Origin of the sequence: Thiomonas sp. 13-64-67, assembly GCF_002282795.1 — a bacterium.
GTDB lineage: Bacteria > Pseudomonadota > Gammaproteobacteria > Burkholderiales > Burkholderiaceae_C > Thiomonas > Thiomonas arsenitoxydans.
In genome coordinates this window covers 1-22,625 of record NZ_NCKP01000013.1, presented here as the reverse complement: position 1 = coordinate 22,625, position 22,625 = coordinate 1, and the positions used below count along the sequence as shown (strand labels likewise).

Genomic DNA, 22,625 nt, shown 5'->3' with positions numbered 1-22,625 from the left:
GGGAATGTCCTTGTTGCGACGTTGCGGTGGTGCGCCTAATTTGAACGGCTCTACAGGAGCTTGCCATGCGCAGACCGTTCATCAGAACCGCGATTCTCGCCTTGCTCGTCTGGCCATGTTGCGCGTTGGCGGTCACGGTGCAGATTCAAATCAGGGGCATGAATTTTCATCCCGACACGGTGACGGTCGCGCCCGGAACCACGGTGACCTGGACCAATGACGACAGCTTTGCCCACACTGCGACCAGCGATACCAAACTTTGGGACTCGGGCCTGCTCCAGCCAGGCAAATCGTTCAGCCACACCTTCGACAAGCCTGGCAGTTTTCCCTACCACTGCGCGGTGCACACCTTCATGACCGGGACGGTGACGGTGAAGTAAGTCGCGGGTGAGTTTCCTGCGCGCGCAGCAGCACCCAAAACCCTGATGCGGCCAGCAGCGCCGCGGTAAACCAGAACGCCGGGGCGATCAGCCCGGCAACCTGCGCAATGGCGCCCAACACCAGCGCGCCCAGGGCGTAGCCGGTGTCGCGCCAGTAGCGGTAGGCGCCCAGCGAGGAACTGCGCCAGTTCGGGTGCGAGATGTCGGCCACCGCGGCGATGAGGTTGGGATAGAGCAGCGCCATGCCCACGCCCATCACCACGGCGGCAGCCAGCCAGGCGACTGTGCCCGCGACCAGCGTGACGGAAGCCACGCCCGCCGCCAGCAGCCACAGCCCGCAAACGATGGTCGGCTTGCGGCCGATGCGGTCCGACAGCGGCCCGGTCCACAACTGCGAGGCGCCCCACGTCAGGCCATAGACCCCCGTGACCCAGCCGATGTCCACCACGCTCAGGCCGTGGCCGTGCAGATACAGCGGGAACAGCACCCACAGCAGGGTGTCGGCCACCTTGTTGGCCACCCCGGCCTGACATAGCGCCGAAAACGTGGCGTGGCGAAACGACACAAAGGCGAACACCTGCAATGAGGACGGATGCGCGGGCAGCCCTTCGGCGAACCTTGGCTCGACGCCCTGATGCTTGCCGTCGGCATGACGCTGGCTCTCGGCGCGCGCCCAGGGCAGGGTCTCGCGCACGAACAGCAGCGCGGTTGCAAGTCCTGCGGCAATCACCAGCAGGGCGAACCCCAGCAGGGCGGGGCGTGGGCTGTAGAGCTGCGCCAGGTAGCCGGTGACGATGCCCGCCAGCCCCACCGCGGCATAGCCCGCAAACTCATTGATGCCGGTGACTAAACCGCGTTGCTCGGCGCGGGTGATGTCCACCTTGCTCGTCACCGTCATGCTCCAGGCGAAACCCTGGTTCACGCCGAGAAACAGATTCGCCGCGACCACCCACCACCAGTTGGGTGCAAAGTAGATCAGCAGCGGGATGGGGATGGCCGCCACCCAGCCCATCACCAGCACCGGCTTGCGCCCGATGCGCTCGGACAGCCGCCCGGCGACGAAATTGAGCATCCCCTTCACCAGCCCGAACGAGATGACGAAGGCCATCAGGTAGAGGAAGGACGATTTGGGCACGTCAAAGTCTTGCTGCGCCACCACCGGCAGCACATTGCGCTCCATGCCGATGACCAGGCCGACAAAGCTCACCTGTACCGCTTGCCAGATGAATTGGTCCAGGTTGATGCGGATGCCCTGCAGATAGGGTTCGGGCGGGGCGGGTGCGTTGAGATCGGCAGCACCCGAGCGGCTTGCAGGCCGAGGGAACATGGCGCGGCGCATCGCCGTCAGGGCGCAGTGTCCTGCTCCAGCGGCAGCCCGGCAGCCTGCCATTCCGGCACGCCCTCGGCGATCTTGCGAGCGCGAAAACCGCGTTCGACCAGCAGCTTCACCGCCGTGTCGGACATCACGCAGAACGGCCCGCGGCAATAGGCCACGATCTCCTTGCCGCGCGGCAGTTCGCGCAAACGCGCCTCCAGTTCGGGCAGCGGCAGCGAGCGTGCCTCGGGCAGATGCGCGGTGCGGTATTCGGCCTCCGGGCGCACGTCGATCAGTACCGCATCGCCCTTGCGCACCTTGTCCAGCAGGGTCTGACTGCTCTCCAGCGTGAGACGCTCGGGGCCGGAAAACAAGCGCTGCATCACCACCTGCAGATCGGCCACATGCGCTTCGGCCACGCTGCGCAGCGCCACCCACAGCGCGGCCACGTCGGTGCCGCTGATGCGATAGATGCGGCTCTTGCCATCTTGGCGCACCTGCACCATCTGCGCGCCCTTGAGCACGCGCAAATGCGCGCTGGCGAGCTTGATGTCGATGGCGGCCTCGCGCGCCAGCGCCTCCACCGGCTTTTCGCCCTGCGCCAGAATTTCCAGCAGCTCCAGCCGCTTGGGGCTGGACACGGCCGCGCCGATGCGGGCGACTTGTTCGTACAGATGGTTTTTGAGTTCTCGTGAGTTCATGGAGAACAATCTAACGAACGCGCGAATGTTTGTCCATCAAGAGTTTCCATGAGGGCCCGCGTGCCAGGCTTCGGGTTCCTCCGCTACGTCGCGCTTGGCGAGACTTTTATGATCAGCCCATGCGCATGCGCTCAATGCGTTGAATTTCACAAACACGATGACCTACCCGCACCAGACCGAAGTCGCCGCCCTGCGCGAGCAACTCAGCACCGACATCGTCGGCCAGACAGCGCTGCTCGACCGGCTGGTTATCGGCCTGCTCACCGGCGGCCATCTGCTGCTCGAAGGGCTGCCCGGGCTGGCCAAGACCACTGCGGTCAAGGCGCTCGCCAGCCGGGTGCATGCCAGCTTCCAGCGGGTGCAGTTCACCCCCGATCTGCTGCCGGGCGACCTGACCGGAACCGAGGTGTTCAACCCCGCCGAGGGCACGGTGCGATTCGTGCGCGGGCCGCTGTTTCACGACATCGTGCTGGCCGACGAAATCAACCGCGCACCGGCCAAGGTGCAGTCGGCGCTGCTCGAAGCCATGCAGGAGCGGCAGATCACCGTAGGCGGTGTGAGCTACCCGCTGCCGCCGCTGTTCTTCGTGCTGGCCACGCAGAATCCGCTCGAACAGGCGGGCACCTATGCGCTGCCTGAGGCGCAGCTCGACCGCTTCCTGCTGCATGTGCGGCTGGACTATCCAGCGGCCGATGAGGAACTGCGCATTCTGCAACTGCATCTGCAGGCCAGCGACCCGGCGCGCAGTCTGGGCGGTGGCCCGCCGCCTGCGGTGGACGTGCCCACCGTGCTCGCGGCGCGTCAGGAGGTGTTGCAAGTGCATGTGGCCGAGAGCCTGCAGCGCGCCATCGTCGATCTGGTGCGCGCCACCCGCGCGCCGCAGCAGCGCTTGGCGGGCATGGAAGGCGTCGTGGCTGCCGGCGCTTCGCCGCGCGCGGTGCTGGCGCTGGCGCATGCCGCGCGGGCGCTGGCCTATTTGCGCGGGCGCGACTTCGTGCTGCCCGACGACGTCATGGCGGTGGCGCCCGATGTGCTGCGCCACCGCATCGTGCTCTCGCTCGACGCCGGGCTGCGCGAGGTGAGCTGCGACGCGCTGATTGCCGATCTGCTGGCCGCCACCCAGTGGCCTTGAGCGCTGAACTGACGTGAAGGCGATGTTCGCCATCTGGCGGCGTGAAGCGCAAGACCGCGACTCGCCGCAGGCGTCGCGCCCCTTGCTGCTGGCGGCGGACGCCGCAGCCCTGATCGCCCGGGCGCGCGGGCTGCGTCTCGCCGCGGCCACTCAGCCGGTGTCGCAACGCGCGGCGGGCGACAGCCGCTCCCGCTGGACGGGGCGCGGGCTCGACTATGCCGAAAGCCGCGCCTATCAGCCCGGAGACGACCTGCGCGATCTGCACTGGCGCCTGCTCGCGCGCACCGGTCGGCCGTATGTGAAGGTGCACCGCGAAGAGCACGCCCCGGCGCTGCATTTGCTGCTCGACCTGCGCCCGGGCATGGTTTTTGGCACCCGCGTGCGCACCAAGGCCGAGCAGGCCGCGCGCATGCTGCTGCTGGGCTGCGCCGCGCAAGCCCTCGCGGCCGAAGGCGCCGCCGGTGCTCTGGGCCTGAGCCTTTGGCGCGGGCCGGTGCGCAGCGCAGAACTCGGGCGCGGTCTGCTGGCGGTGCAGCGCCTTGCCCAGCGCTTGCAGCAGGAACGCATCGAAGCGCTGCAACCCGATCACCTCGCCGAAGCGCCCGAAACCTCAGCCGGTGTTTTCGCCGCCTGGGCGCAGCGCCTGGCGCGCACCCTGCCCGAAGGCGCACGCGTGCTGCTTGCCAGCGACGGTGCGGGGTGGGATGCTCCCGACATCGACGCCGCGCTCTGGACGCTGCGCAGCCGCGTCGAGGTACTGCTGCTGCGCGTGACCGATCCGGCCGAGGCGGGCCTGCCTGCAGACGCTGCGCTGGACGGTGCCATCTTCGTCGATCTGGCGCGCCAGCAATCCGGCCCCTGGCCCGATGCGGCAGCCCGCGCCGCTTTTTCGCGGCGCGCTGCGCAGCACCGAACCGCCCTGTTGGCCCGCTGGCGCGCCCGCGGCCTGCGCTGCATAGCCGCCGGAGTCGATCAAAGCGATGTCGCCGTGCTGCGGGCGCTGCGCGTGGCGGGGATGTGATGGATCGTCTGGCCGCGCTCGCCGACATTCTTCCGCCCCTTCCGCCAGCGCCGCTGCCGCCCGCGCCGTGGTGGCAGACGCCGCAGCCGTGGCTGGCGCTGGTCTTTGCGCCGGCGCTGTGCGTCTGGGTCGTGCTGGGCTGGGGGCGCGGGCGGACATGGCGGCTGCTGCGGGCGCAGGCTCGCGCGGTTTTGCAACGCGAAACGCAAGGGCCGCAGACCACGCAGCTGGCGACGGAACTGGCAACGCAGTTGGCGACCCATCTGGCCGCGCAATTACGCCTCGCCTTGCCGGAGGCTGACTGGCCGCAGCCCCTGCGCACCGCCTTCGATGCCCTGCGCTTTGCCCCGGCCAGCGCAGAAACGTCGATTGACCTGAAAGCCGCCGCGCAGACGCTCGAATCCGCCGCCACCCAAGCCCTGCGCGCCGCCTGGTGGGGCAGAGCGCGCGCCCACGCGGCCTTCGTCCACAGTTTGCAGCACGCTGCGTTGAAGGCCGTCCAATGAGCGCCTGGGCCGATCTCACCTCGGGCCTGGCCGTTTTGCAATGGGCGCAGCCGCTGGCCTTATCGCTGCTGCCACTGTCGGTCTTGCCGCTGCTGGCGGCGCGGCGCGCGCATCTGAGCGAGGCAGCGCCAGCGCCCCAACTGCTGCACCCTGATCTGCACGGCCTGCTGCAGGCGTCGCCGCCGCACCGCAAGCCCCGGATCGCGCCAGTGCTGCGCGCGCTGGCGCTGCTGGCTTTCGTACTGGCGCTCGCGCAACCGCAGCGCGAAGGCGCATGGATCGCCGCCGCGCCCGAAGGCCGCGACATTGTGGTGCTGCTCGACACCTCGCTCACCATGAGCCTGCACGACCTCACCTGGGCGGGCAAGCCGGCCTCGCGCTTGGCCGTGGCCCAGCGCGTGTTTGCCGACTTCGCCCGCGCGCGCCAGGGCGACCGCTTCGCGCTGGTGGCCTTCGGCAGCCATGCTGCCACCCTTCTGCCGCCCACCTTCGACGCCCGCGCCGCGGGCCAGATGGCCGGGCTGCTCGCCGTGGGACAGCTTGGCCCCGATACCGCTTTAGGCGACGCCATCGCTCTGGGGCTGCGGCAGGTGCGTCTGCAGCTCGACCTGAAGCCTATTCTCATCCTCTACACCGACGGCGGGCAGAGCAATACCGGCGCCATCAGCCCGGCCGACGCGGTGGCGCTGGCGCGGCATCTGGGCGTGCGCACCTACACCGTGGAAGTCGGCACCACCCCCGACCCCGGGCGCCCCTACACCGTGCCGGCCTACGGCGGGCCGCAGCCCGATCTGCGCCTCATCGCCGAAGCCACTGGCGGGCGGTTCTACTTCGCCGCCAGCGCCGGGGCGCAACAGGCGGCGGTGCGCGACATCGGTGCGCTCAATCCCCGGCTGCATCCCCCGCCCACGCGTCGCGCCGTGCAGCCGCTGTTCCTCTGGCCTTTGCTTGCCGGAGCGGCGTTGTGGTTGCTGGCGATGTGGGCTGAAAGCGCCGCACCCAGGAGCCGCAAATGACGACTTGGGATGTGCTCCTCACCCAGCCCTGGTTCTGGGCGCGGCCCTGGGCCTTTGCCCTGCTGGCCGTGCCGTTGCTGCTGGCCGCGCTGCGGCTGTGGCGCGCGCGCAGTGTGCGCGCCGGGGCGCTGGCCTATGCCGACGCCGCGCTACTGCCCTTCGCCACCCGCCTGCCGTCGCCGCAGCGCTTGCGGCGCGCGCTGGCGCTCGACCTGCTGCTGTGGGCGCTGCTCGCTGCCGCCGCAGCCGGGCCGCGCCAGCCGGTGAGCGGCGGCGAGGCGGGCGGGCTGCACCGCATCGCCGTGATGGTGCTGATGGATGCCAGCGCCGACGCCGCAGCGGCGACCGCAGCGCCTATTTCCGCGCTGGAGCAGCAGCGCCTGCTGCTGGCTGCGCTGTGGCCGCAACTGCGCGGCGAACGACTCGGACTAATCGCTTATGGCGCAGCGCGTCCGGGCGGACCGGTGGGCGCAGCGCAATTGCTGCCGCCGACGAATGACCCCGCCCTGTTCGCGCACGCCGCGCAGCAGGCCCGCCCCGAAGTGTTCGCCGACACGCCCGCTTCCACCGCGCTGCCCGGCCTGCTCGCCCTCGCGCGCCAGCGCTTGAAACAACAAGCCGAGGGCGAAAGCGGCGCTGTGCTGCTGCTGGCTGGTGCAGGCGTTCCAGTGCCCGCAGACTTCGACGCCAGCGCGGTGGGCGAGTCTTTACACCGCGCCCGGCTGCCGCTATTCGTCCTCGCCCTGCCGGGTCTGCCGCCCGAGAGCGCGGCGCTTTTGCGCGCAGTGACGCAGATCAGCGGCGGCGGTTTTGCTTCCGTGACCGCAGGCCAGACCGGCGCGGACAACTGGAACGCGCTCTATGCGCGCGGCATCGCCCGCCTGCCGGTCGGGGCAACTGGTCGGGTGCAGCAAATCACCGCTTGGCGCGAGCTTTACGGCCTGTTCCTGCTGCCCGCATTGGCGCTACTGTTCTGGCGCGAGCGCCCGCGCCGCGTGTCGCCCGCCGTGGCCCTGCTGGGCTTGGCGCTGGTGCTCGGTCTGCCCCTTGCACCGCCCGCGCAGGCGCAGCCGCCCGCCTTGGTTTCGAGACCGGACACACTGCGCGCCGAACACGCAGCCTGGCAGGCCTGGCAGCAGGGCGACTTCGCGCGCGCGCAGGCGCTATATGCCGCCTTGCCCGGCTACGCGGCCCGCATGGGCGAAGGCGCAGCGGCCTATCGGCTGCGGCAATTTCAGGTTGCGGCGCAGGCCTTCCACCGCGCCTTGCTGCAGGCCGACACGCCCGAGCAGCGCTTCGCTGCGTTCTACAACCTGGGTGATGCCAGCCTGCACCTGCCCGGACGCACGCTGGAAGCGGTGCAGGCGTTCGAAGCGATCTGGTGGGCATCGCCAAACGCGCGCCGCCCATCCACCACTCGCGCTTCGGCCAGCAGGGCTCGAACACGCCTTCGCAACTGCGCCGCAAGCCGCCCAAGCAGGCTTCGGCGCCGCTGCAGCAAACCGCGCCATTGGCGCCCGGCGGGCAGCTCGCCACGGCAGGGGCAACCGCCGCCGTCCCCGCGCCTTGGCAACCGCCTACGCTCGACTGGGCCGGGGCCGACAAGCGTTTGCAGCTGCTGCGCGACGCCAGCGCCGAACTGCTCGCCCAGCGCGCCGCCATCGACACCCGCGCGGCCGCGCAGGAGGGCGCACGATGACCCTGGCCCGCCCCCTCGCCGCGCTGGCCCTGAGCCTCGGCCTGCTCGCCGCCGCGCGCCCCGCCGCCGCGCAAGCCAGCCTGCAATGCCGCACTGAGCCCGCTGCCGCCGTGCTCGGCCACCCGTTGCATTGGACGCTCATCGCGCGCGACCTCGCCGCGCCGCTGCCCAGCTTCACCTCCGCGCAGTTCGCGCCCGACTGGCTACTGACCGACCAGCAAGGCGCCAGCGGCAGCACGGACGGGCACAGCGAGCAGACCGCCACCCTCACGCTCTACCCCCTGCGCAGCGGGCGTTTGCCCCTGCCCGCCGTGCAAGCGGGCGGCGGGCGCTGCCCAGCGCAAACGCTCGATGTCGCCGCAGCCGCCAACGGCGAAGCCCCGCTGCAATGGCGCACCCGCATGACGCCCGCCCGTCCCTACGCGCTGCAAGCGCTGCGCGTGGAACTGTGGACCATCGGCGGCGGCAATCTGGCGTGGACGACGCCGCAGCCGCGCAGCGCGCAGGCGCAGATCGCGCCGCTGGCCGACTCGGTGCGCAGCGAAGTCATCGACGGCGCGCCTCAACTCGTGCAAGTGTTCGCCTGGCGTGTGCTGCCCTTGCAGGCTGGCGAGCTGACTATGGATTTTGGGCTGCTGCGCGCCCATGCCTTTGGCAGCCTGCGAGTCTATGCTCCGCCGCCGCTGCGCTTTACCGCGCGGGCGTTGCCGCAGTGGTGGCCGACCGACGGCCTGATCGGCGCGCCGCAGTTGCAGCTGCTCTCGGCCCCGGCCCAACTGCCCTTGGGCGACACCACCGCGTGGCGGCTGCGCTTGTCTGCCCCCGGCCTCGACCGGGCGCAGGTGCTGCGCGTGGCGCACCGCTGGGACGCCGCGCTGCCCGCCCGTTTCGGCCCCGCTGGCGTGCAGGTAACCCGCACCCAAGAATCCTCCGCTGAAGCAGGTGACACCTGGGACATCACCCTTTACCTGCGCCCGCAAACCGCGGGCCGGCTGCAAGCGCCCGCGTTGCGGCTCGACTATTTCGACCCTCGCACCGAACTACCCGCCACCGCGCGCTGGGTACCGCCACTGCTCACCGTGGTCGATGCCCGCCCGCTGCATCTCGCCATCGACCTGGGCGGCGCCGCGGCGCTGCTCTTGCTGTTGTTTGCGCTGCGCGCCGGTCGCTGCTGGGCCTGCCGCATCCGGCGTCACCGCCGCGCCCTGCACGCCGTGCAACAAGCCACTGACGCCGCAGCGCTCAAGCAAGCCTGGCTGGCACTGCCTCCCCGGCGCGGCCTGCCGCGCGCCGCCACCCTGGCGCAATGGCTAAGCGATGCAGCCCTGCCGCCGCCACATCCCCTGCACCCTCTTGCCGAGCGCCTGCAGCGCCATCTCTACGGGCTGCACACAATGCCCGACTTCCCCGCGCTGCGCCGCGCTGTGCACGCGGCGCTGGCGGCGAGGCGGCGAAGGGATTGACGCCGCTACAGCACCACCTTCACCATCGGATGACTGGTGAGCGCGCGGTACAGATCGTCGAGCTGCGCGCGGCTGGTGGCGCGGATGGTGCAGGTGCAGCTCAGATAGTTGCGTCCGCTGGAAGGGCGCAGCTCCATCGTCGCCGGATCGAAGTCGGGCGCGTGTTGCAGCACCACGGCGGCAATCGCATCGGCCAGGCCGTCCACATTGGCGCCCATGATTTTGATGGGGAAGTCGGACGGATATTTGATAAGACTCTCATCGCCGGGCGGGGTGGAAATCGGGTTCATGGCAACCTCAACAGTAAAACGTCTGGCCGTGAATTATCCGGGCTGACGCGGCGCGTATCCGAGACCTTCAGTAATGCGGCGGCAACTCGTCCCACAAACTCGTGGACGCTGATGGCTGATCGTCCGCACGCTGGCGTTGCAATTGCCCCACCTCCCGCAACAACTGCGCGATCTGATCTTGCTGTTTGGCCACCAAAGCGTTGAGCGCGTCGAGCAGGTCTTCCGCATAACCGAATTTTTCTTCCAGCCGGGTCAGGCGGGCGTTGGTTTCAGCATCGGTGGGGGAAGGATTCATGGGAGTTCTTATTCAATTCGGCGGAGGAGCGAGCAAGACATTTGAGCAAATTCCCGCACGCGGCGGTAAGCGCTCATGCCTCGCTCGAGATCGATGAGCGCGCGTAAAACGACCGACATCATTCCCGCGCCGAACGCCGTGGGTGCGAAGATAGGCTCAAAGCGCCTCGGCGCAGAAGGTGGTCGGCGTGACGATGCGTGTGCGCCCGATGCGGCCATGTTGCAGCAGCCCGACCCGCCGGTCGCCCGTCACCAGGTAGTCGGCCTCGGCGGGACATTACCTCAATCACACGCCGGGCTTTACCGAGACGGCCCTGACGAGAGTCAGCAAGCCGAGTTCTAGCCCTACAGCGTTTGCTGACTTTCGCCTCAAATTTTTTTGATTCAGCGCTTGCCGAAACCAACCGCCGCTGCCGATCGCCTTCCATGGCCTGTAGTAAGGTAGAACGCTCATCGGCTCCTCTGCCCTGCTCTCCCATGCTGACCATCCAATCAAAACACCTCGCCTCTCTTTTCGCGGCCTTTGTGCTGGCCCTAAGCACCGCGCAGGCGGCTACGCTCGATCAGGCGTCTTCCTTGCTGGATGCGGGCCATTTGACGCAGGCTGACCACGTCATCGCGCAGGTGCTGGCGGATCAGCCGAATTCGGCGCAGGCGCACTATCTGGACGCGCGGCTGCTGGCCGCAGAGGGCAAGTGGCCGCTGGCGGAGCAGGAGCTGGAAATGGCGCGCAGCCTCGATCCGACCTTGAGCTTCGGGCCGCAGGAGCAGGTGCAGGCGCTGGCCAACGAGGTGCTCAAGCACCAGTGGAAGAACCCGTCCGGGTTCGCGGGTTACGGACAGGCCGCGCTGGCGGCGCTGTTCGTGCTGATTTCGGGCTATCTGGTCTTCGGGGTGATGCGCCACCGGCGCCAGCCGCCCAAGGTCTGAGCGGCGGCGCCCTGCGCAGCCAGGCGACAGCGGGCGGCCGGACGATTTCTCCCCATCAAGGTTTGCGTTTCAGGGTGAGGACGGTGTAGGCGCCGTCGATCTGCTGCGCGCTGAATTCCACCGTGTCGCCGGCTTTGAGGCCATCGAGCAGGGCTTTGTCGCGCACCCGGTAGTTCATGGTCATCGCGCCCATGCCCAGCGCGGGGATGGGGCCGTGGCGCAGGGTAATCTTGCCGCTTGCGGCGTCGATTTTGCGCACCACACCTTCGGTCTGGTGTTCGCCTTGCGCGCCGGATGCAGCGGGCTGCATCATTTGCATGTGTTGCGCCATGCCTTCGGGGGTGGAATGGTCGTGGTCAGCGTGGCTTTGCGCGGCCAGGACGGGCGTGCAGAGTGCTGCGGCCAGGGCGAGAAGGGAGCAGGTTTTCAGTGACTGGTTCATGGTGGGTTCCTTTGCAGGGGTTGAGGAAAGAAAAAGGGGATAGGGGCAGGGCAGGGCGGTCAATGCGCATGCTGCTGGGGCTTGCGCACTTGCAGCGTGTCTTGGGTGGCTTGGGGTTCGGTGGGGTCGGTGCGCGCGGGCGGCAGGTCGGCGGTGGGCACGGCGTGGGCTTGGGTGCCGGGCGGCATGCGGTACCAGCCAGGGTCGCGGTAGTCGCCGTGGGCGAGGTCGTCACGCACTTTGAGCACGCTGAACATGCCGCCCATTTCCACCGAGCCGTAGGGGCCGCGGCCGGTCATCATGGGCAGGGTGTTGTCGGGCAGGGGCATGTCCATCGTGGCCATTTCGGCCATGCCCTGGCTGCCCATCGCCATGTAATCGGGCAGCAGCTTTTGCAGCGCGGGGGTGAGATCGCCCTGCTGCACGCCGATCATCGTCGGCACGCTATGGCCCATGGCGTTCATGGTGTGGTGCGATTTGTGGCAGTGGAAGGCCCAGTCGCCAGGGTTGTCGGCGATGAACTCGATGGCGCGCATCTGCCCCACGGCGATGTCCACCGTCACTTCGGGCCAGCGCGCGCTCTTGGGCACCCAGCCGCCATCGGTGCCCGCCACTTCGAACACATGGCCGTGCAGGTGAATGGGGTGGTTGGTCATGGTGAGGTTGCCCATGCGGATGCGAACGCGCTCGCCGGTGCGCGCCACCAGCGGGGCGATGCCGGGAAAGGCGCGGCTGTTCCAGGTCCAGAGGTTGAAGTCGAGCATGGTGTTGACCTTGGGCACGCTCGACCCGGGGTCGATGTCGTAGGCGTTGATGAGAAAGGCGTAGTCGCGATCGACCGCCATCTGCCGCGGGTTTTTGGGATGGACGATGAACAGGCCCATCGCGCCCATGGCCATCTGCACCATTTCGTCGGCGTGCGGGTGGTACATGAAGGTGCCGCTTTTGCGCAGCTCGAATTCATAGACGAAGGTCTGGCCGGGCGCGATCTGCGGCTGCGTCAGCCCGCCCACGCCGTCCATGCCGTTGGGCAGGATGAGGCCGTGCCAGTGCACCGTGGTGTGCTCGGGCAGTTTGTTGGTGACGAACAGACGCACGCGGTCGCCTTCCACCGCTTCGATGGTGGGGCCGGGGCTCGAGCCGTTGTAGCCCCAGAGCTTGGCCGTCATGCCGGGCGAGATTTCGCGCACCACGGGTTCAGCGACGAGGTGAAATTCCTTCACCCCGTCTTTCATGCGAAAGGGCAGGCTCCAGCCGTTGAGGGTGACGACCGGGTTGTAGGGTCGCCCCGCCTGGGGGTGCAGCGGGGCGGCGGTCTCGGCGCTGTTGTATTGATGGGGTTCGGGCGCGGCGGCCAGGGCGTTGCGGCTGGCGGCGCCTGCGGCGACGAGGGCCGCGGCAGCGCCGAGAAAATGGCGTCGGGTATTCATGGTGTGAAAGTCCTGTGGGTCAGTGGCTGGTGACGGCCGGGGCGGCGTTGGCGGAAGCGGAGTCGGGCAGGGCGCCCGGGCCTGCGTCCACGCCAAGCTGGGCGGCTTGCCAGGCGGCGTCGGCCAGCCAGTAATTGCGCTGCGCGGCGATGGCCTCTCGCACCGCCTGCACCTGCACCTGCGCGGCGGCGACGAGCTGAAAGGTGCCGATGAGCATGCCGTTGTAGCGAAGCTGGCTCTCATCGAGCACGGTCTGCGCCAGGGGCACGATCTGCTCGCGGCTGAGGCGCTGCTGCTGCCACGCGCTGCCGCGCAGGGCGTCGGCCTCGCGCAGTTGCGAGGCGGCGCGGCGCGCGGTGGCGATGGCGCGGTTGCGCGCGGCGAGCACGCGGTCGGCGGCGGCGCTGCGGCGGGCGTCGCCCAGATCGAACAGCGGCAGCGGCAGGCTGAGGTCGAAGCCGTTTTGCGGCGGCGCGTCGCTATACGTCTTGCGCAGGCCGCCGAGTTCGACATGCTCGATCAGGCTGGTGTGGCGTGCCAGCCCCGCAGCTTGTGCTGTGGCTATGTAGTCGGCGCGGGCGAGCTGCACGTCCAGACGCTGGTCGAGCGCGGTTTGCAGCGCCATCGGCGCGGCTGCGCTCGGCTGCTTTGGCACCTCCGGCAGTTGCGTCGGCAAAGCGAGGCGGGCGGCTTGCTCTGCCGACAACCCCAGCACCTGCACCAGCGCTTCGCGGCTTTGCGTGGCGGCCAGTTCGGCGCGGCTCAGGCGTAGCTGGCTGTCGGCGGCGAACAGGCCTTGCTGCGCCGCGTCGAGCTTGGTGAAGTTGCCCGACTGCTGCATGCGGTCAGCCAGAATGGCGGTGGCCTTGGCCGCTTCCACCACATCGCGGTCGTAGGCGGCAGTTTGCTGCGCCGCCACGGCGCGAACCCAACTCAGCCGCGCCTGCGCCGCCGTGCGCAGCACCGCGCGGGCGAGGCTGAGCCGAAGTTGCGTCTGCTGCGTGTCGTTCAGGCGCGAACGCGTGGGCAAGGTGAGCAGATCGAGCAGGCCGAAGCTCAGACTACGGGTGATTTCCACTCCGCCGCCTCCGATGAGCAGGCGCTCGAAGCCGAAAACCGGGTTGGCCAGCCGGGCGTTTTGCGTGGAGTCGGCCGAGTCGGCCTGCGCCTGCGCGATCAGCCCCTGCAATGCGGGGCTGCCGAGCAGGGCGATGCGCACGGCGTCATCGGCAGACAGGGGTTTGGACAACAGCGCGTCGATCTGGGCCTGCGTGTCTTGCTGCTGCGCGGGGTCGCGCATCAAGTGCAGCGGCGTGCCGGTATGGGGCAGGGTAATGACGTTGACGGCCTGTAGCGACTGCCGGGTTTGCAAGGGCGCGCAGGCTGCTAGCAACGCGGCTGCGGCCAAGGGGGCGAGCCGCAGCGCCCGCAGGCGTACCTGCGGTCTGGGTGGGTTCCACATGAATTGACACCTCATTCGAGCCGCGACAGCGCGCGGCGACACGATGCGCAGCGCAAGTCTGGCGACCCGCGCTGCAACCGGGACTCAAACGGGGGTCAGGCTCTGGGAGGGCGCTGCAGGGTGCGCAGATCGGCGCTGTGCCACGCGGTGTTGGCGGTGGAGGGGCACGAGTGCTGCGCGGCGTCGGTCAGCAGCAGGGTGAAGGCCGGGGGCTGAGCCACAGCCAGATGGCAGATCACGCAATGCTGGTGATCGTGAGAGCTGCAATCGGCTGGGGCGTTGACGTGGCAGCCCGGCATCGCGTCTGAAGCGTGTTGCTCTGCCGCCAGCGAGTGCAGATCCGCCATTGAGGCCATGTCATTTGAGGTCATCTCATGCGCCTGCGCCTGCGCCGTGGTCTGGGCCGGGGTTTGCACTCCGTCGCCCAAATTCATGCTGACCTGCGCCCAGCCGCGCAGAGGCAGCAAGACGAGCAGAAAGACCAGAATGGGACGCAGCAAGCGAGACATGCAACAAAGTCTAACCTAAGAATTCGCAGGCACACTGCCGTCATCAAACCCCCCATAGAACGTGCGGAAAATGGGTTTCCGCCCCGGCCCGGCAGGGAACTATTGGTCATTAGCACTCTCTCACTGTGAGTGCTAATATCAAACACAAACAGGAGGATTCCATCCATGACCCACACTCAGTCAGCCGCAATCGTTCTGCGCCCGGCCCAGGTCGATGGCGCATTTCCGCTCGCCTTGCCCAGTCTGGGCAATCTGGACGCCTACATCAGCGCCGTCAACCGCCTGCCCATGCTCAGCGCGGAAGAAGAGGCGCGGCTGGCGCGCACCTGGCGCGAGCAGGGGGACAAGGACGCGGCGGGCAAGCTGGTGCTGTCGCACCTGCGGCTGGTGGTTTCCACTGCGCGGCAATATCTGGGCTACGGCCTGCCGCATGCCGACCTCATTCAAGAAGGCAATATCGGCTTGATGAAGGCGGTCAAGCGTTTCGACCCGGCGCATGGCGTGCGGCTGGTGAGTTACGCCCTGCACTGGATCAAGGCCGAAATTCACGAATACATCCTGCGCAACTGGCGGTTGGTGAAAGTGGCTACGACCAAATCGCAGCGCAAGCTGTTTTTCAATCTGCGCTCGATGAAAACGGCCAACGCCGGCATGAACGAGGCGCAGATCGACGACATGGCGCAGGCGCTCAACGTCAAGCGCGAAGACGTGATCGAGATGGAAAGCCGCATGGGCGGCGCCGACATCGCGCTCGACCCCACGGTGGAAGATGGCGAAGAGAGTTATGCGCCCATTTCCTATCTGGCCGACAACACGCAGGAGCCGATGGCCGTGCTCGAAGCGCGCAGCCACGACCGGCTGCAGGTCGAAGGGCTGGAAAACGCGCTCGAACTGCTCGACGCCCGCAGCCGCGCCATTGTCGAGCAGCGCTGGCTGCAGGTGAATGATGACGGCAGCGGCGGCAAGACCCTGCACGAACTGGCCGCCGAATACGGCGTGTCGGCCGAACGCATCCGCCAGATCGAGGTGGCGGCGATGAAAAAAATGCGCAAGTCGCTGGCGGAATTTGCCTGATTCGTTTGCTTGGTTCGTTTGCCTGAATCTGTCGTCGCACCGTCTAAAAAGCCCGCAGGTGACGGGCTTTTTTTGATGTTTGTGTGGCACGCGCATCAGCGCCAGCGGCGCACGGCCTGCCGCAGCGCGGCCCATTGCGTTTTGCGCTGGCGGGCATCAACTGGCGGGGCGTAGCGCCAGCGTTCGAGTTGCATCAGGAGCGCAATGGCGGCGTGCGCGGATTGGGGCGGGAGGCTGTCAGCGCCCAGTCGGGCAGGGTCGATGCGGCCCGCCAGAGTGCGCGGCGGGGTGGAGGGTTCACTGTCGATGCCGACCTGCTCCAGCTTGCCGCGCAGCAGGGCGTAGGTCTGCGTCCAGGGATCGTGCCTGCGGCGCTCCAGCGCCAGAAACGCGCCGCCGATGGCGGTGGCCACCAGCAGGGTGGCGATGGCCAGCGCGGCCAGGGTGGCCATGTCGGGTTGGTGCAGGCCGAGCTTGTTCAGCAGATCGAGCTGGCGCTGGCTGCCGTAGTGCAGCACCCACTGGTTCCAGGTGTTGTTGAGCGCGTCCCATTGGTTGCGCAGTTGCAGCAGCAGCGCGGCGCCGCGCGGGCCGAGCGCGGCCACGCCCAACAGGGGCTCGCGCGAGGCCAGGGTGGCGCCGCTGCGGTCGATGCGCGCCGGGTCGACCGCGGCGGTGGGGTCGGCGCGCACCCAGCCGCGTTCGGGCAGCCAGTATTCGGCCCAGGCGTGGGCGTCGCTTTGGCGCACCACCCAGGTGTCGTCCACCGGGTTGAAGCGGCCGCCCTGGTAGCCGGTGACGATGCGCGCGGGAATGCCTGCTGCGCGCATCACCACGACGAACGCCTGCGCGTAGTGTTCGCAAAACCCGGCGCGGCGGTCGAACAGAAATTGGTCCACGCCGTCGCGCCGGCCGTAGGTGCCGGGGTTGAGGGTGTAGCGGAAGGGTTGGTTGCGAAACATCTGCAGCAGGGCTTGCGCAACGAAGGCGCCGCCCTGTCCGGCCGCCTTGGCTTGCGCGGCGAGTTGCCTGCCCAGAGCCACGCTGCGCGGATCGAAGCCCGCAGGCAGGGCTTCGTCGGCGCGCAGGGCGGGGCTGAATTGCGTGGGGCCGTAGCGAAACTGCGGTGACGACTCGACGGTGTAGCGCGAGAGATGGTCGAGCGGCCGCCCGGTGATCAGTTGCAGGTCGGGCAGCCACTGCACCCGATATCCCTCGATCTCGGGCGCGGCCACTGGCGCGTCGAGCGCGAAGACGAAGGTCTGCTGCGTGGGCTGCAGGGTGACGGTGTAGCGCACGGGCGGGCCGATCAGGTGCAGATCGGCGGGCGGGGTGAGGGTGGCGCGGTCGCGCTGGCGCGGGTTGGGCAGCCACACGCCGTTGTCGAACACGCTCAGCACCGGGCCGCGCCAGTAAAGCTCACGGTCGGGCGGGCGCGGGCCGTGGAACACCACGCGGAAGGCGACCGAGTCGTCGCGCGCCAACTCGGCGATCTGCCCCGGTGACATACTGGCCGACAGCCCGGTGATGGCCTGCGCGCCGCTTTGCGGCAAGGCCCACAGCGGCGCGCTCAGGCGCGGAAACACCATGAACAGCACGACCATCGCGGGCGCGCCCAGCGCCATCATCTTGAGCGCGGTGAGCAGCGACTGCCGCAGCGGCGGCCGACCAGCGGGCAGATTGGCGTTGACCAGCGCGGCCAGCATGCCCCAGGTGGCCAACACCATGACCAGGGCGGTACCCAGCGATTGCGAGAACAGAAAGTTGGCCGCGATGGTGAAAAAGCCGAGGAAGAACAGCACATGGGCATCGCGGCGCGAGCGCATCTCCAGGGTCTTGAGGCCGAGCAGCACGCACAGCAGCGCGACTCCGGCATCCCGCCCGAGCACGGTGTGGAAATCCCACAGGGTGATGACGACGGAGAACAGCAAAATGAGCACCAGCACGCCGCGCCCGGGCAGCGGCGCACTGCGCCAGGCCAGCGCCGCACGCCAGGCCAGCAGGCCGAGCACCAGCGCGCTCGTCCACCAAGGCAGATGGACGAATAGCGGCAGCATCAGCAGCAGCGACACGCCGAGCAGGAACAGGGTGTCGCGCGCATCGCGCGGCAGGGCGTTGGTGCGGTGGGTCCAGCGGGCCAGCAGCGTCTGGCTGGGGTTGGACTGCATCACGACTTGGCTCGCGTGGCGGCGCCCGAACGGGGCTGCAACAGGGGGCCGGGATGCAGCGCGAGCAGGCGCAGGCAGGCGGCGCGGTGCGCGGCGCCGGTGGCTGGCCTGATTTGCTGGCCGCCGAGCTGCAGGCCGTAGGGCGTGCCGGTGCGGTCGGCCGCCAGCACCCAGGCGCACAGCCGCGACAGCCGGGCTTCGGTGTCGAGCTGCACGGGCAGCGTGGCGAAGTCGAGCCAGAGTTCGGCGCGGGCCTGGGGCTGGGCGGTGTCGCGGCTGATGAGTTCGTCGCTGCGGGCGAATTTTTTCCACAGCACATGCCGTAGCGAATCGCCGGTGCGGTAGGCGCGTACGCCATCGGTTTCGCCGCCGCCGCGCGCAAGCGCCGGGCCGTTGCCTGGCGTGGGGCGGGCGGGCGGCAGGGGCGGGGCGGGATGCTCGGCGGCGGGCAGCACGAGCAGTTCGATCTGCGGCTGCCAGCGGCTCCAGGCCGTCCAGACGCCTAGCGGGTAATAACTTTCGACGGTGAGCAGGGGCCAGGCCAGCAGGCCGCGGCGCGGCGGCGTCCAGCTCAGGGTGAGGGAGGTTTCACTGTTGCGGGCGCAGTCGGCGTAGGCCCAGGGGTAAGGCGGGCTGGACGCCTTGCGGCGGGCCTTCTTCTGGGGCGCGGGCGGCGTAGCTTGGGTGCCTGCCGGGCGCAGGGCCAGCCCCCAGCGGTCGCGTGCGCCGCCTTGCAACAGCAGGCCGAGACGGGCGCTCTGGCCCTGGTGCAGCAGGCCTTCGGGCGGCCGCGCGGTGAGCTGCAAGCCGCGAAGATTGTTGTGGGTGACATGCATGGCCATCATCGCGCTGCCCGCCAGCAGGAAGGTGAGTAGATAGCCGAGATTGAGCTGGTAGTTGATGCTCAGCACCAGCAAGACCAGCAGCAGCAGGGCGAAAAACCAGCCGGTGCGGGTGGGCAGGATGTAGACGTTGCGGTGGGTCAGCCGCGTGCTGCCGCCGGCCGGATGGCGCGCTAGCGCCCAGGCATCGAAGCGCTGCGCGAAGGCGTCGCGCAGGGTGTTCGACGCGGCGGGCGGGGGCAGGGCGGTATCGGCGGAGGGTGGCATGATCACGGCTTGGCGCGCGGGCCTTCGGGCCTTACACCGGGACGTGTTCCAGCAGCGATTGCACCGCCTGCAGCGAGGCCGCGCGGTTGACCGTGGGGCTGTCGAGGGTGCGCAAGCGGTGCCCGGCAACGAATGGCAGGACTTGCTGCACGTCGTCGGGAATGAGGTAGTCGCGGCCCTGCAGCAGCGCCCAGGCCCGGGCGGCGCGCAACAGGCCCAGACCGGCGCGCGGGCTCAGACCTTCGATGAACCAGCGCCCGTTGCGCGTCTGCGTCAGCAGCTCCTGCACATAGTCGAGCAGAGCGGGCGCGGCATGCACGGCCTGCGCCTGTCGCTGCAGCTCGATCAAGCGCTCGGGGGTTAGCACCGGTTGCAGCTCCGCGATCAGCTCGCGCCGGTCGCGGCCTTCGAGCAGGGCGCGTTCGGCGGCGCGGCTGGGGTAGCCCAGCGAGATGCACAGCAGAAAGCGGTCGAGCTGCGACTCGGGCAGGGCATAGGTGCCGAGCTGGTCGAACGGGTTTTGGGTGGCGATGACGAAAAATGGCTCGGGCAGGCGGCGCGTCTGTCCGTCCACACTCACCTGGCGCTCTTCCATCGCTTCGAGCAGGGCGCTTTGCACCTTCGGCCCGGCGCGGTTGATTTCGTCGGCCAGCAGCACCTGCGAAAAAACCGGGCCGGGGTGAAACACGAACTCGCTGCGGTTGCGGTCGAACACCGAAATGCCCAGCAGATCGCCCGGCATGAGGTCGGAGGTGAACTGCGCGCGGGCGTACTGCAGCCCCAGCGTGGCGGCCAGGGCATGGGCCAGCGTGGTCTTGCCCACCCCGGGCAGATCTTCGATCAGCAGATGACCGCTGGCCAAGAGGCAGCACACGGCGAGTTCCACCTGTGGGCGCTTGCCTTTGATAATGGTTTCGAGCTGGTCGAGCAGACTGGGCAGGGCTGGGGTTTTCACGAGCGGCGGAGTGGGAGGCGACAGCGCACTATGCTACGAGGACGACGTGCATGCCCCCGAATCTGGGGATATGCCGCAGGAGACAAGAACCATGACGACCGGCTTTTACACCCATGCCGACTGCACCCTGCACGAAATGGGGGCAGACCATCCCGAATGCCCGCAGCGCCTCGCCGCCATTGAAGACCGGCTGATCGCCGCGCAGATTGCACCCTGGCTCGAGCGCCACGACGACGCGCCGCCCGCAAGCCTCGAGGACGTTGAGCGCGCGCATTCGGCGCTGTATGTCGCCGATCTCAAAAAACGCGGTGATTTCGAGCAGGGACATGAGTGGATCGACGCGGACACGATGATGAATCCGCATACCTGGCAAGCCGCGCTGCGGGCCGCCGGTGCGGCCATCAGCGCGACCGATGCCGTCATCGACGGTCATCTGCACAACGCCTTTTGCTCCATCCGCCCGCCCGGCCATCATGCCACTCGCGATCAGGCCATGGGGTTCTGTTTTCTCGGCAATGTCGCCATTGCCGCACGCCATGCGCTCGATGTGCGCGGGCTGGCTCGCGTGGCCATCGTCGATTTCGATGTGCACCACGGCAACGGCACCGAAGACATTTTCCGCGGCGATGAACGGGTGCTGATGGTGAGCTTCTTCCAGCACCCCTTCTACCCCTACAGCGGCGCGGAAGGCGGGCAGCCGAATATGGTCAACGTCCCCGTTCCGGCCTACACCAAGGGCGACGGGGTACGCCACATTGTCACCGAGCAGTGGCTTCCCCGACTGCGGGCATTTGCGCCGCAGATGCTGTTCATCAGCGCCGGCTTCGACGCCCACCGCGAAGACGATATGGGTCAAATGGGCCTGGTGGAAGCTGACTACGCCTGGATCACCCGCCAACTGGTGGACTTTGCCGAGGCGCAGTGCGAAGGCCGCATCGTCTCCTGCCTGGAAGGCGGCTACAACCTTAGCGCCCTCGGCCGCAGCGTGGCCGAGCACGTGCGGGTGCTGGCGGGGCTGGATTGAAAAAGGGCGGTCATCAAGACCAACGGCCGATGGGTGGAATGCCTGCCTGTTGTTTGCCCAGGCTACTTTCCCGCAATCCACCGCGCTTGCAGCTCGCCCACGATGCCACGGCGAAACAGCAGCACGCAGAGCACGAAGATGGCACCGATCACCATGCTCACCGAATCGTTGAGTTGGTGAAACCAGTCGACCCCGGTGGCGTGCACCAGGAAGCGGGAGATGGTGCCCATCTTCTCTTCCAGCACGGTGATGATGACCGCGCCTAGAATAGAGCCGAGATCGGTGCCAAGACCCCCGACCAGGGTCATTAGGATGACCAGGCCCGAAGTGCTCCAGTGCACATCGGTGAGCGTCTCGAAGCCCATGACCACGGCCTTCATCGCGCCAGCCAGTCCTGCGAAACCTGCCGAAATCAGAAACACGCCGAGCTTGTAGCGGTTGACGCGATAGCCCAGGGAAATGGCCCGCGGCTCATTCTCGCGCACGGCCTGCAGCACCTGACCGAAGGGCGAATTCACCACCCGGCGCATAAACCACCAGCTCGCGACGAACACCGCCAGCACCAAGTAGTACATCACCCGGTCGGATTGCAGCGGCAACCCGAACAGCGTGCCGCGTGGGATGCCCTGCAAGCCGTCTTCGCCGCCGGTGAAATGGGCCTGTAGGGCGTAAAAGTAGACGATCTGCGCCAGCGCCAGGGTGATCATTGAAAAGTAAATACCCGAGCGCCGTACGGCAAGCAGTCCCATCACCAGACCGATCAGCAGCGCGGTGGCCACGCCAGTCAGAATGCCCAGCGGCGTGGGCCAACCCCAAGTGGTGAGCGCTAGGCCGGTGAGATAGCCAGCGCCGCCGAACAGCGCGGCATGGCCGAAGGAGATCAGCCCGGCGTAGCCCGCCAGCAGATTGAAGGCGCAGGCAAACAGCGCAAAGCACATCATGCGCATGCCCAGCACCGGATAGAGGCCGATCCAGGGGGCGATCAGCGCGAGAAGCAGCAGGGACCACAGTAGGCCGGCGTACAAGCGGGAGTGCGCGAGCATGTTCATTTCTCCTTGCCGAACAGACCCGCGGGACGCACGGTCAGCACCAGCGCCATCAGGATGAAGACCACCGTGTTGGAGACCGGCGAATAAAACACTTTGGCCAGGCCCTCGATCAAGCCCAGCGCCAGGCCCGAGACAATGGCGCCGAGCACCGAGCCCATGCCGCCGATGACCACGATGGCGAATACCACGATGATGAGGTTGGAGCCCATCAGCGGCGAGACCTGGATGACGGGTGCTGCCAGCACGCCGGCCAATCCAGCCAGGGCCGAGCCGAAACCGAAGGTCAGCATGACCATGCGCGGGAAGTTCACGCCGAACGCCTGGATCAGCGCCGGGTTCTCTGTGCCCGCGCGCAGGTACGCGCCCAGCTTGGTGCGGTCGATCAGCAGCCAGGTGCCGAAGCACACCAGCAGGCTGGCGACCACGGCGAAGAGGTAATACGCGGGCAGGTACATGAATCCCAGATTGAGCGTGGCGCTGAGCGGCTCAGGCGGGTTGTAGGGGGCGCCGGCCACGCCGAAGAACGAGCGGAACACGCCTTCGATCAGCAGGGTGAGGCCGAAGGTCAGCAGCAGACCGTAGATCGGATCGATGCCGCGCAGCCGACGCAATGCGACACGCTCTACCCCGATGCCGAACAGGCCGACGAGCAGGGG

At 68.1% G+C, this 22,625-nt stretch carries 23 protein-coding genes and 1 pseudogene; 10 read left to right on the top strand and 14 right to left on the bottom strand.

Annotated elements, in window-relative coordinates; genetic code table 11:
* Positions 1-65: 65 nt before the first annotated feature.
* A complete protein-coding gene (locus B7X30_RS05190) occupies positions 66-380 on the top strand; it encodes a cupredoxin domain-containing protein (RefSeq protein ID WP_286729552.1) in 315 nt (104 codons plus the stop codon).
* Here B7X30_RS05190 and B7X30_RS05185 read toward each other — a convergent pair.
* Both B7X30_RS05185 and B7X30_RS05180 read right to left on the bottom strand, forming a co-directional pair.
* A complete protein-coding gene (locus tag B7X30_RS05185; protein WP_286729551.1) occupies positions 352-1,707 on the bottom strand; it encodes an MFS transporter in 1,356 nt (451 codons plus the stop codon). The two genes, B7X30_RS05190 and B7X30_RS05185, sit on opposite strands and share 29 nt — an antisense overlap.
* 17 nt (positions 1,708-1,724) lie before the next feature.
* Entirely contained in the window at positions 1,725-2,396 is a 672-nt protein-coding gene (locus B7X30_RS05180) for an ArsR/SmtB family transcription factor (RefSeq protein ID WP_286729550.1), read from the bottom strand.
* 157 nt (positions 2,397-2,553) lie between these two features.
* On the opposite strand from B7X30_RS05180, the gene B7X30_RS05175 reads away from it, so the two are divergent.
* From B7X30_RS05175 to B7X30_RS05150, 6 genes are read left to right on the top strand one after another with little or no spacing between them, the layout of a single operon-like run.
* Entirely contained in the window at positions 2,554-3,528 is a 975-nt protein-coding gene (locus B7X30_RS05175) for an AAA family ATPase (protein WP_286729549.1), read from the top strand.
* Positions 3,529-3,550: 22 nt separating this feature from the next.
* Positions 3,551-4,549, top strand: coding sequence for a DUF58 domain-containing protein (locus B7X30_RS05170; protein WP_286729546.1), 999 nt, complete (start codon positions 3,551-3,553; stop codon positions 4,547-4,549).
* Positions 4,549-5,055 (top strand): hypothetical protein, encoded by a 507-nt coding sequence (locus B7X30_RS05165; RefSeq protein ID WP_286729544.1) that lies wholly within the window; start codon positions 4,549-4,551, stop codon positions 5,053-5,055. The genes B7X30_RS05170 and B7X30_RS05165 overlap by 1 nt, the downstream gene beginning before the upstream one ends.
* The gene (locus B7X30_RS05160) at positions 5,052-6,071 is read left to right on the top strand and encodes a VWA domain-containing protein (protein WP_156053284.1); all 1,020 of its coding nucleotides are present in this window, start codon (positions 5,052-5,054) and stop codon (positions 6,069-6,071) included. The genes B7X30_RS05165 and B7X30_RS05160 overlap by 4 nt, the downstream gene beginning before the upstream one ends.
* The gene (locus B7X30_RS05155; RefSeq protein ID WP_286729542.1) at positions 6,068-7,867 is read left to right on the top strand and encodes a hypothetical protein; all 1,800 of its coding nucleotides are present in this window, start codon (positions 6,068-6,070) and stop codon (positions 7,865-7,867) included. The genes B7X30_RS05160 and B7X30_RS05155 overlap by 4 nt, the downstream gene beginning before the upstream one ends.
* Positions 7,767-9,233: a hypothetical protein gene (locus B7X30_RS05150; RefSeq protein WP_286729539.1), complete on the top strand. Its 1,467-nt coding sequence runs from the start codon at positions 7,767-7,769 to the stop codon at positions 9,231-9,233. Before B7X30_RS05155 ends, B7X30_RS05150 begins: the two co-directional genes overlap by 101 nt.
* Positions 9,234-9,238: 5 nt before the next feature.
* Here the strand turns inward: B7X30_RS05150 and B7X30_RS05145 are convergent, their stop codons facing one another.
* The 3 genes and pseudogenes from B7X30_RS05145 to B7X30_RS05135 all read right to left on the bottom strand — a co-directional run.
* The gene (locus B7X30_RS05145) at positions 9,239-9,523 is read right to left on the bottom strand and encodes a YbeD family protein (protein ID WP_013122496.1); all 285 of its coding nucleotides are present in this window, start codon (positions 9,521-9,523) and stop codon (positions 9,239-9,241) included.
* Between the two features lie 67 nt (positions 9,524-9,590).
* Positions 9,591-9,818: a SlyX family protein gene (locus B7X30_RS05140; protein WP_276709260.1), complete on the bottom strand. Its 228-nt coding sequence runs from the start codon at positions 9,816-9,818 to the stop codon at positions 9,591-9,593.
* A 156-nt stretch (positions 9,819-9,974) separates the two neighbouring features.
* Positions 9,975-10,085, bottom strand: a pseudogene (locus B7X30_RS05135) (putative toxin-antitoxin system toxin component, PIN family); the annotation flags it as partial.
* A 209-nt stretch (positions 10,086-10,294) separates the two neighbouring features.
* Here B7X30_RS05135 and B7X30_RS05130 point away from each other — a divergent pair.
* Positions 10,295-10,747, top strand: coding sequence for a tetratricopeptide repeat protein (locus B7X30_RS05130; protein ID WP_286729538.1), 453 nt, complete (start codon positions 10,295-10,297; stop codon positions 10,745-10,747).
* Positions 10,748-10,802: 55 nt separating this feature from the next.
* Here the strand turns inward: B7X30_RS05130 and B7X30_RS05125 are convergent, their stop codons facing one another.
* The 4 genes from B7X30_RS05125 to B7X30_RS05110 form a co-directional block, all read right to left on the bottom strand.
* Entirely contained in the window at positions 10,803-11,189 is a 387-nt protein-coding gene (locus B7X30_RS05125) for a copper-binding protein (protein ID WP_286729536.1), read from the bottom strand.
* A gap of 59 nt (positions 11,190-11,248) precedes the next feature.
* The gene (locus tag B7X30_RS05120; RefSeq protein WP_286729533.1) at positions 11,249-12,619 is read right to left on the bottom strand and encodes a multicopper oxidase family protein; all 1,371 of its coding nucleotides are present in this window, start codon (positions 12,617-12,619) and stop codon (positions 11,249-11,251) included.
* A 19-nt stretch (positions 12,620-12,638) separates the two neighbouring features.
* Positions 12,639-14,081: a TolC family protein gene (locus tag B7X30_RS05115; RefSeq protein WP_286729531.1), complete on the bottom strand. Its 1,443-nt coding sequence runs from the start codon at positions 14,079-14,081 to the stop codon at positions 12,639-12,641.
* Between the two features lie 95 nt (positions 14,082-14,176).
* The gene (locus B7X30_RS05110; RefSeq protein WP_286729529.1) at positions 14,177-14,590 is read right to left on the bottom strand and encodes a hypothetical protein; all 414 of its coding nucleotides are present in this window, start codon (positions 14,588-14,590) and stop codon (positions 14,177-14,179) included.
* 165 nt (positions 14,591-14,755) lie between these two features.
* On the opposite strand from B7X30_RS05110, the gene rpoH reads away from it, so the two are divergent.
* Positions 14,756-15,664 (top strand): RNA polymerase sigma factor RpoH, encoded by a 909-nt coding sequence (gene rpoH, locus B7X30_RS05105; protein ID WP_013105057.1) that lies wholly within the window; start codon positions 14,756-14,758, stop codon positions 15,662-15,664.
* A gap of 95 nt (positions 15,665-15,759) precedes the next feature.
* Here the strand turns inward: rpoH and B7X30_RS05100 are convergent, their stop codons facing one another.
* From B7X30_RS05100 to B7X30_RS05090, 3 genes are read right to left on the bottom strand one after another with little or no spacing between them, the layout of a single operon-like run.
* Positions 15,760-17,832, bottom strand: coding sequence for a transglutaminase TgpA family protein (locus tag B7X30_RS05100; protein WP_286729527.1), 2,073 nt, complete (start codon positions 17,830-17,832; stop codon positions 15,760-15,762).
* A complete protein-coding gene (locus B7X30_RS05095) occupies positions 17,832-18,941 on the bottom strand; it encodes a DUF58 domain-containing protein (protein WP_286729525.1) in 1,110 nt (369 codons plus the stop codon). The genes B7X30_RS05100 and B7X30_RS05095 overlap by 1 nt, the downstream gene beginning before the upstream one ends.
* Positions 18,942-18,972: 31 nt before the next feature.
* Positions 18,973-19,896: an AAA family ATPase gene (locus B7X30_RS05090; protein WP_013105060.1), complete on the bottom strand. Its 924-nt coding sequence runs from the start codon at positions 19,894-19,896 to the stop codon at positions 18,973-18,975.
* 91 nt (positions 19,897-19,987) lie between these two features.
* Between B7X30_RS05090 and B7X30_RS05085 the strand changes: the two genes are divergently transcribed.
* On the top strand, positions 19,988-20,920 hold the full coding sequence (locus B7X30_RS05085) for a histone deacetylase family protein (RefSeq protein WP_286729523.1): 933 nt from the start codon (positions 19,988-19,990) through the stop codon (positions 20,918-20,920).
* A gap of 62 nt (positions 20,921-20,982) precedes the next feature.
* Here B7X30_RS05085 and B7X30_RS05080 read toward each other — a convergent pair whose 3' ends face one another.
* Together B7X30_RS05080 and B7X30_RS05075 are read right to left on the bottom strand one after the other, a co-directional pair.
* The gene (locus B7X30_RS05080; protein ID WP_286729522.1) at positions 20,983-21,963 is read right to left on the bottom strand and encodes a branched-chain amino acid ABC transporter permease; all 981 of its coding nucleotides are present in this window, start codon (positions 21,961-21,963) and stop codon (positions 20,983-20,985) included.
* A 2-nt stretch (positions 21,964-21,965) separates the two neighbouring features.
* Positions 21,966-22,625: branched-chain amino acid ABC transporter permease (locus B7X30_RS05075; protein ID WP_286729519.1), on the bottom strand; the 660-nt coding region annotated here is incomplete at its 5' end.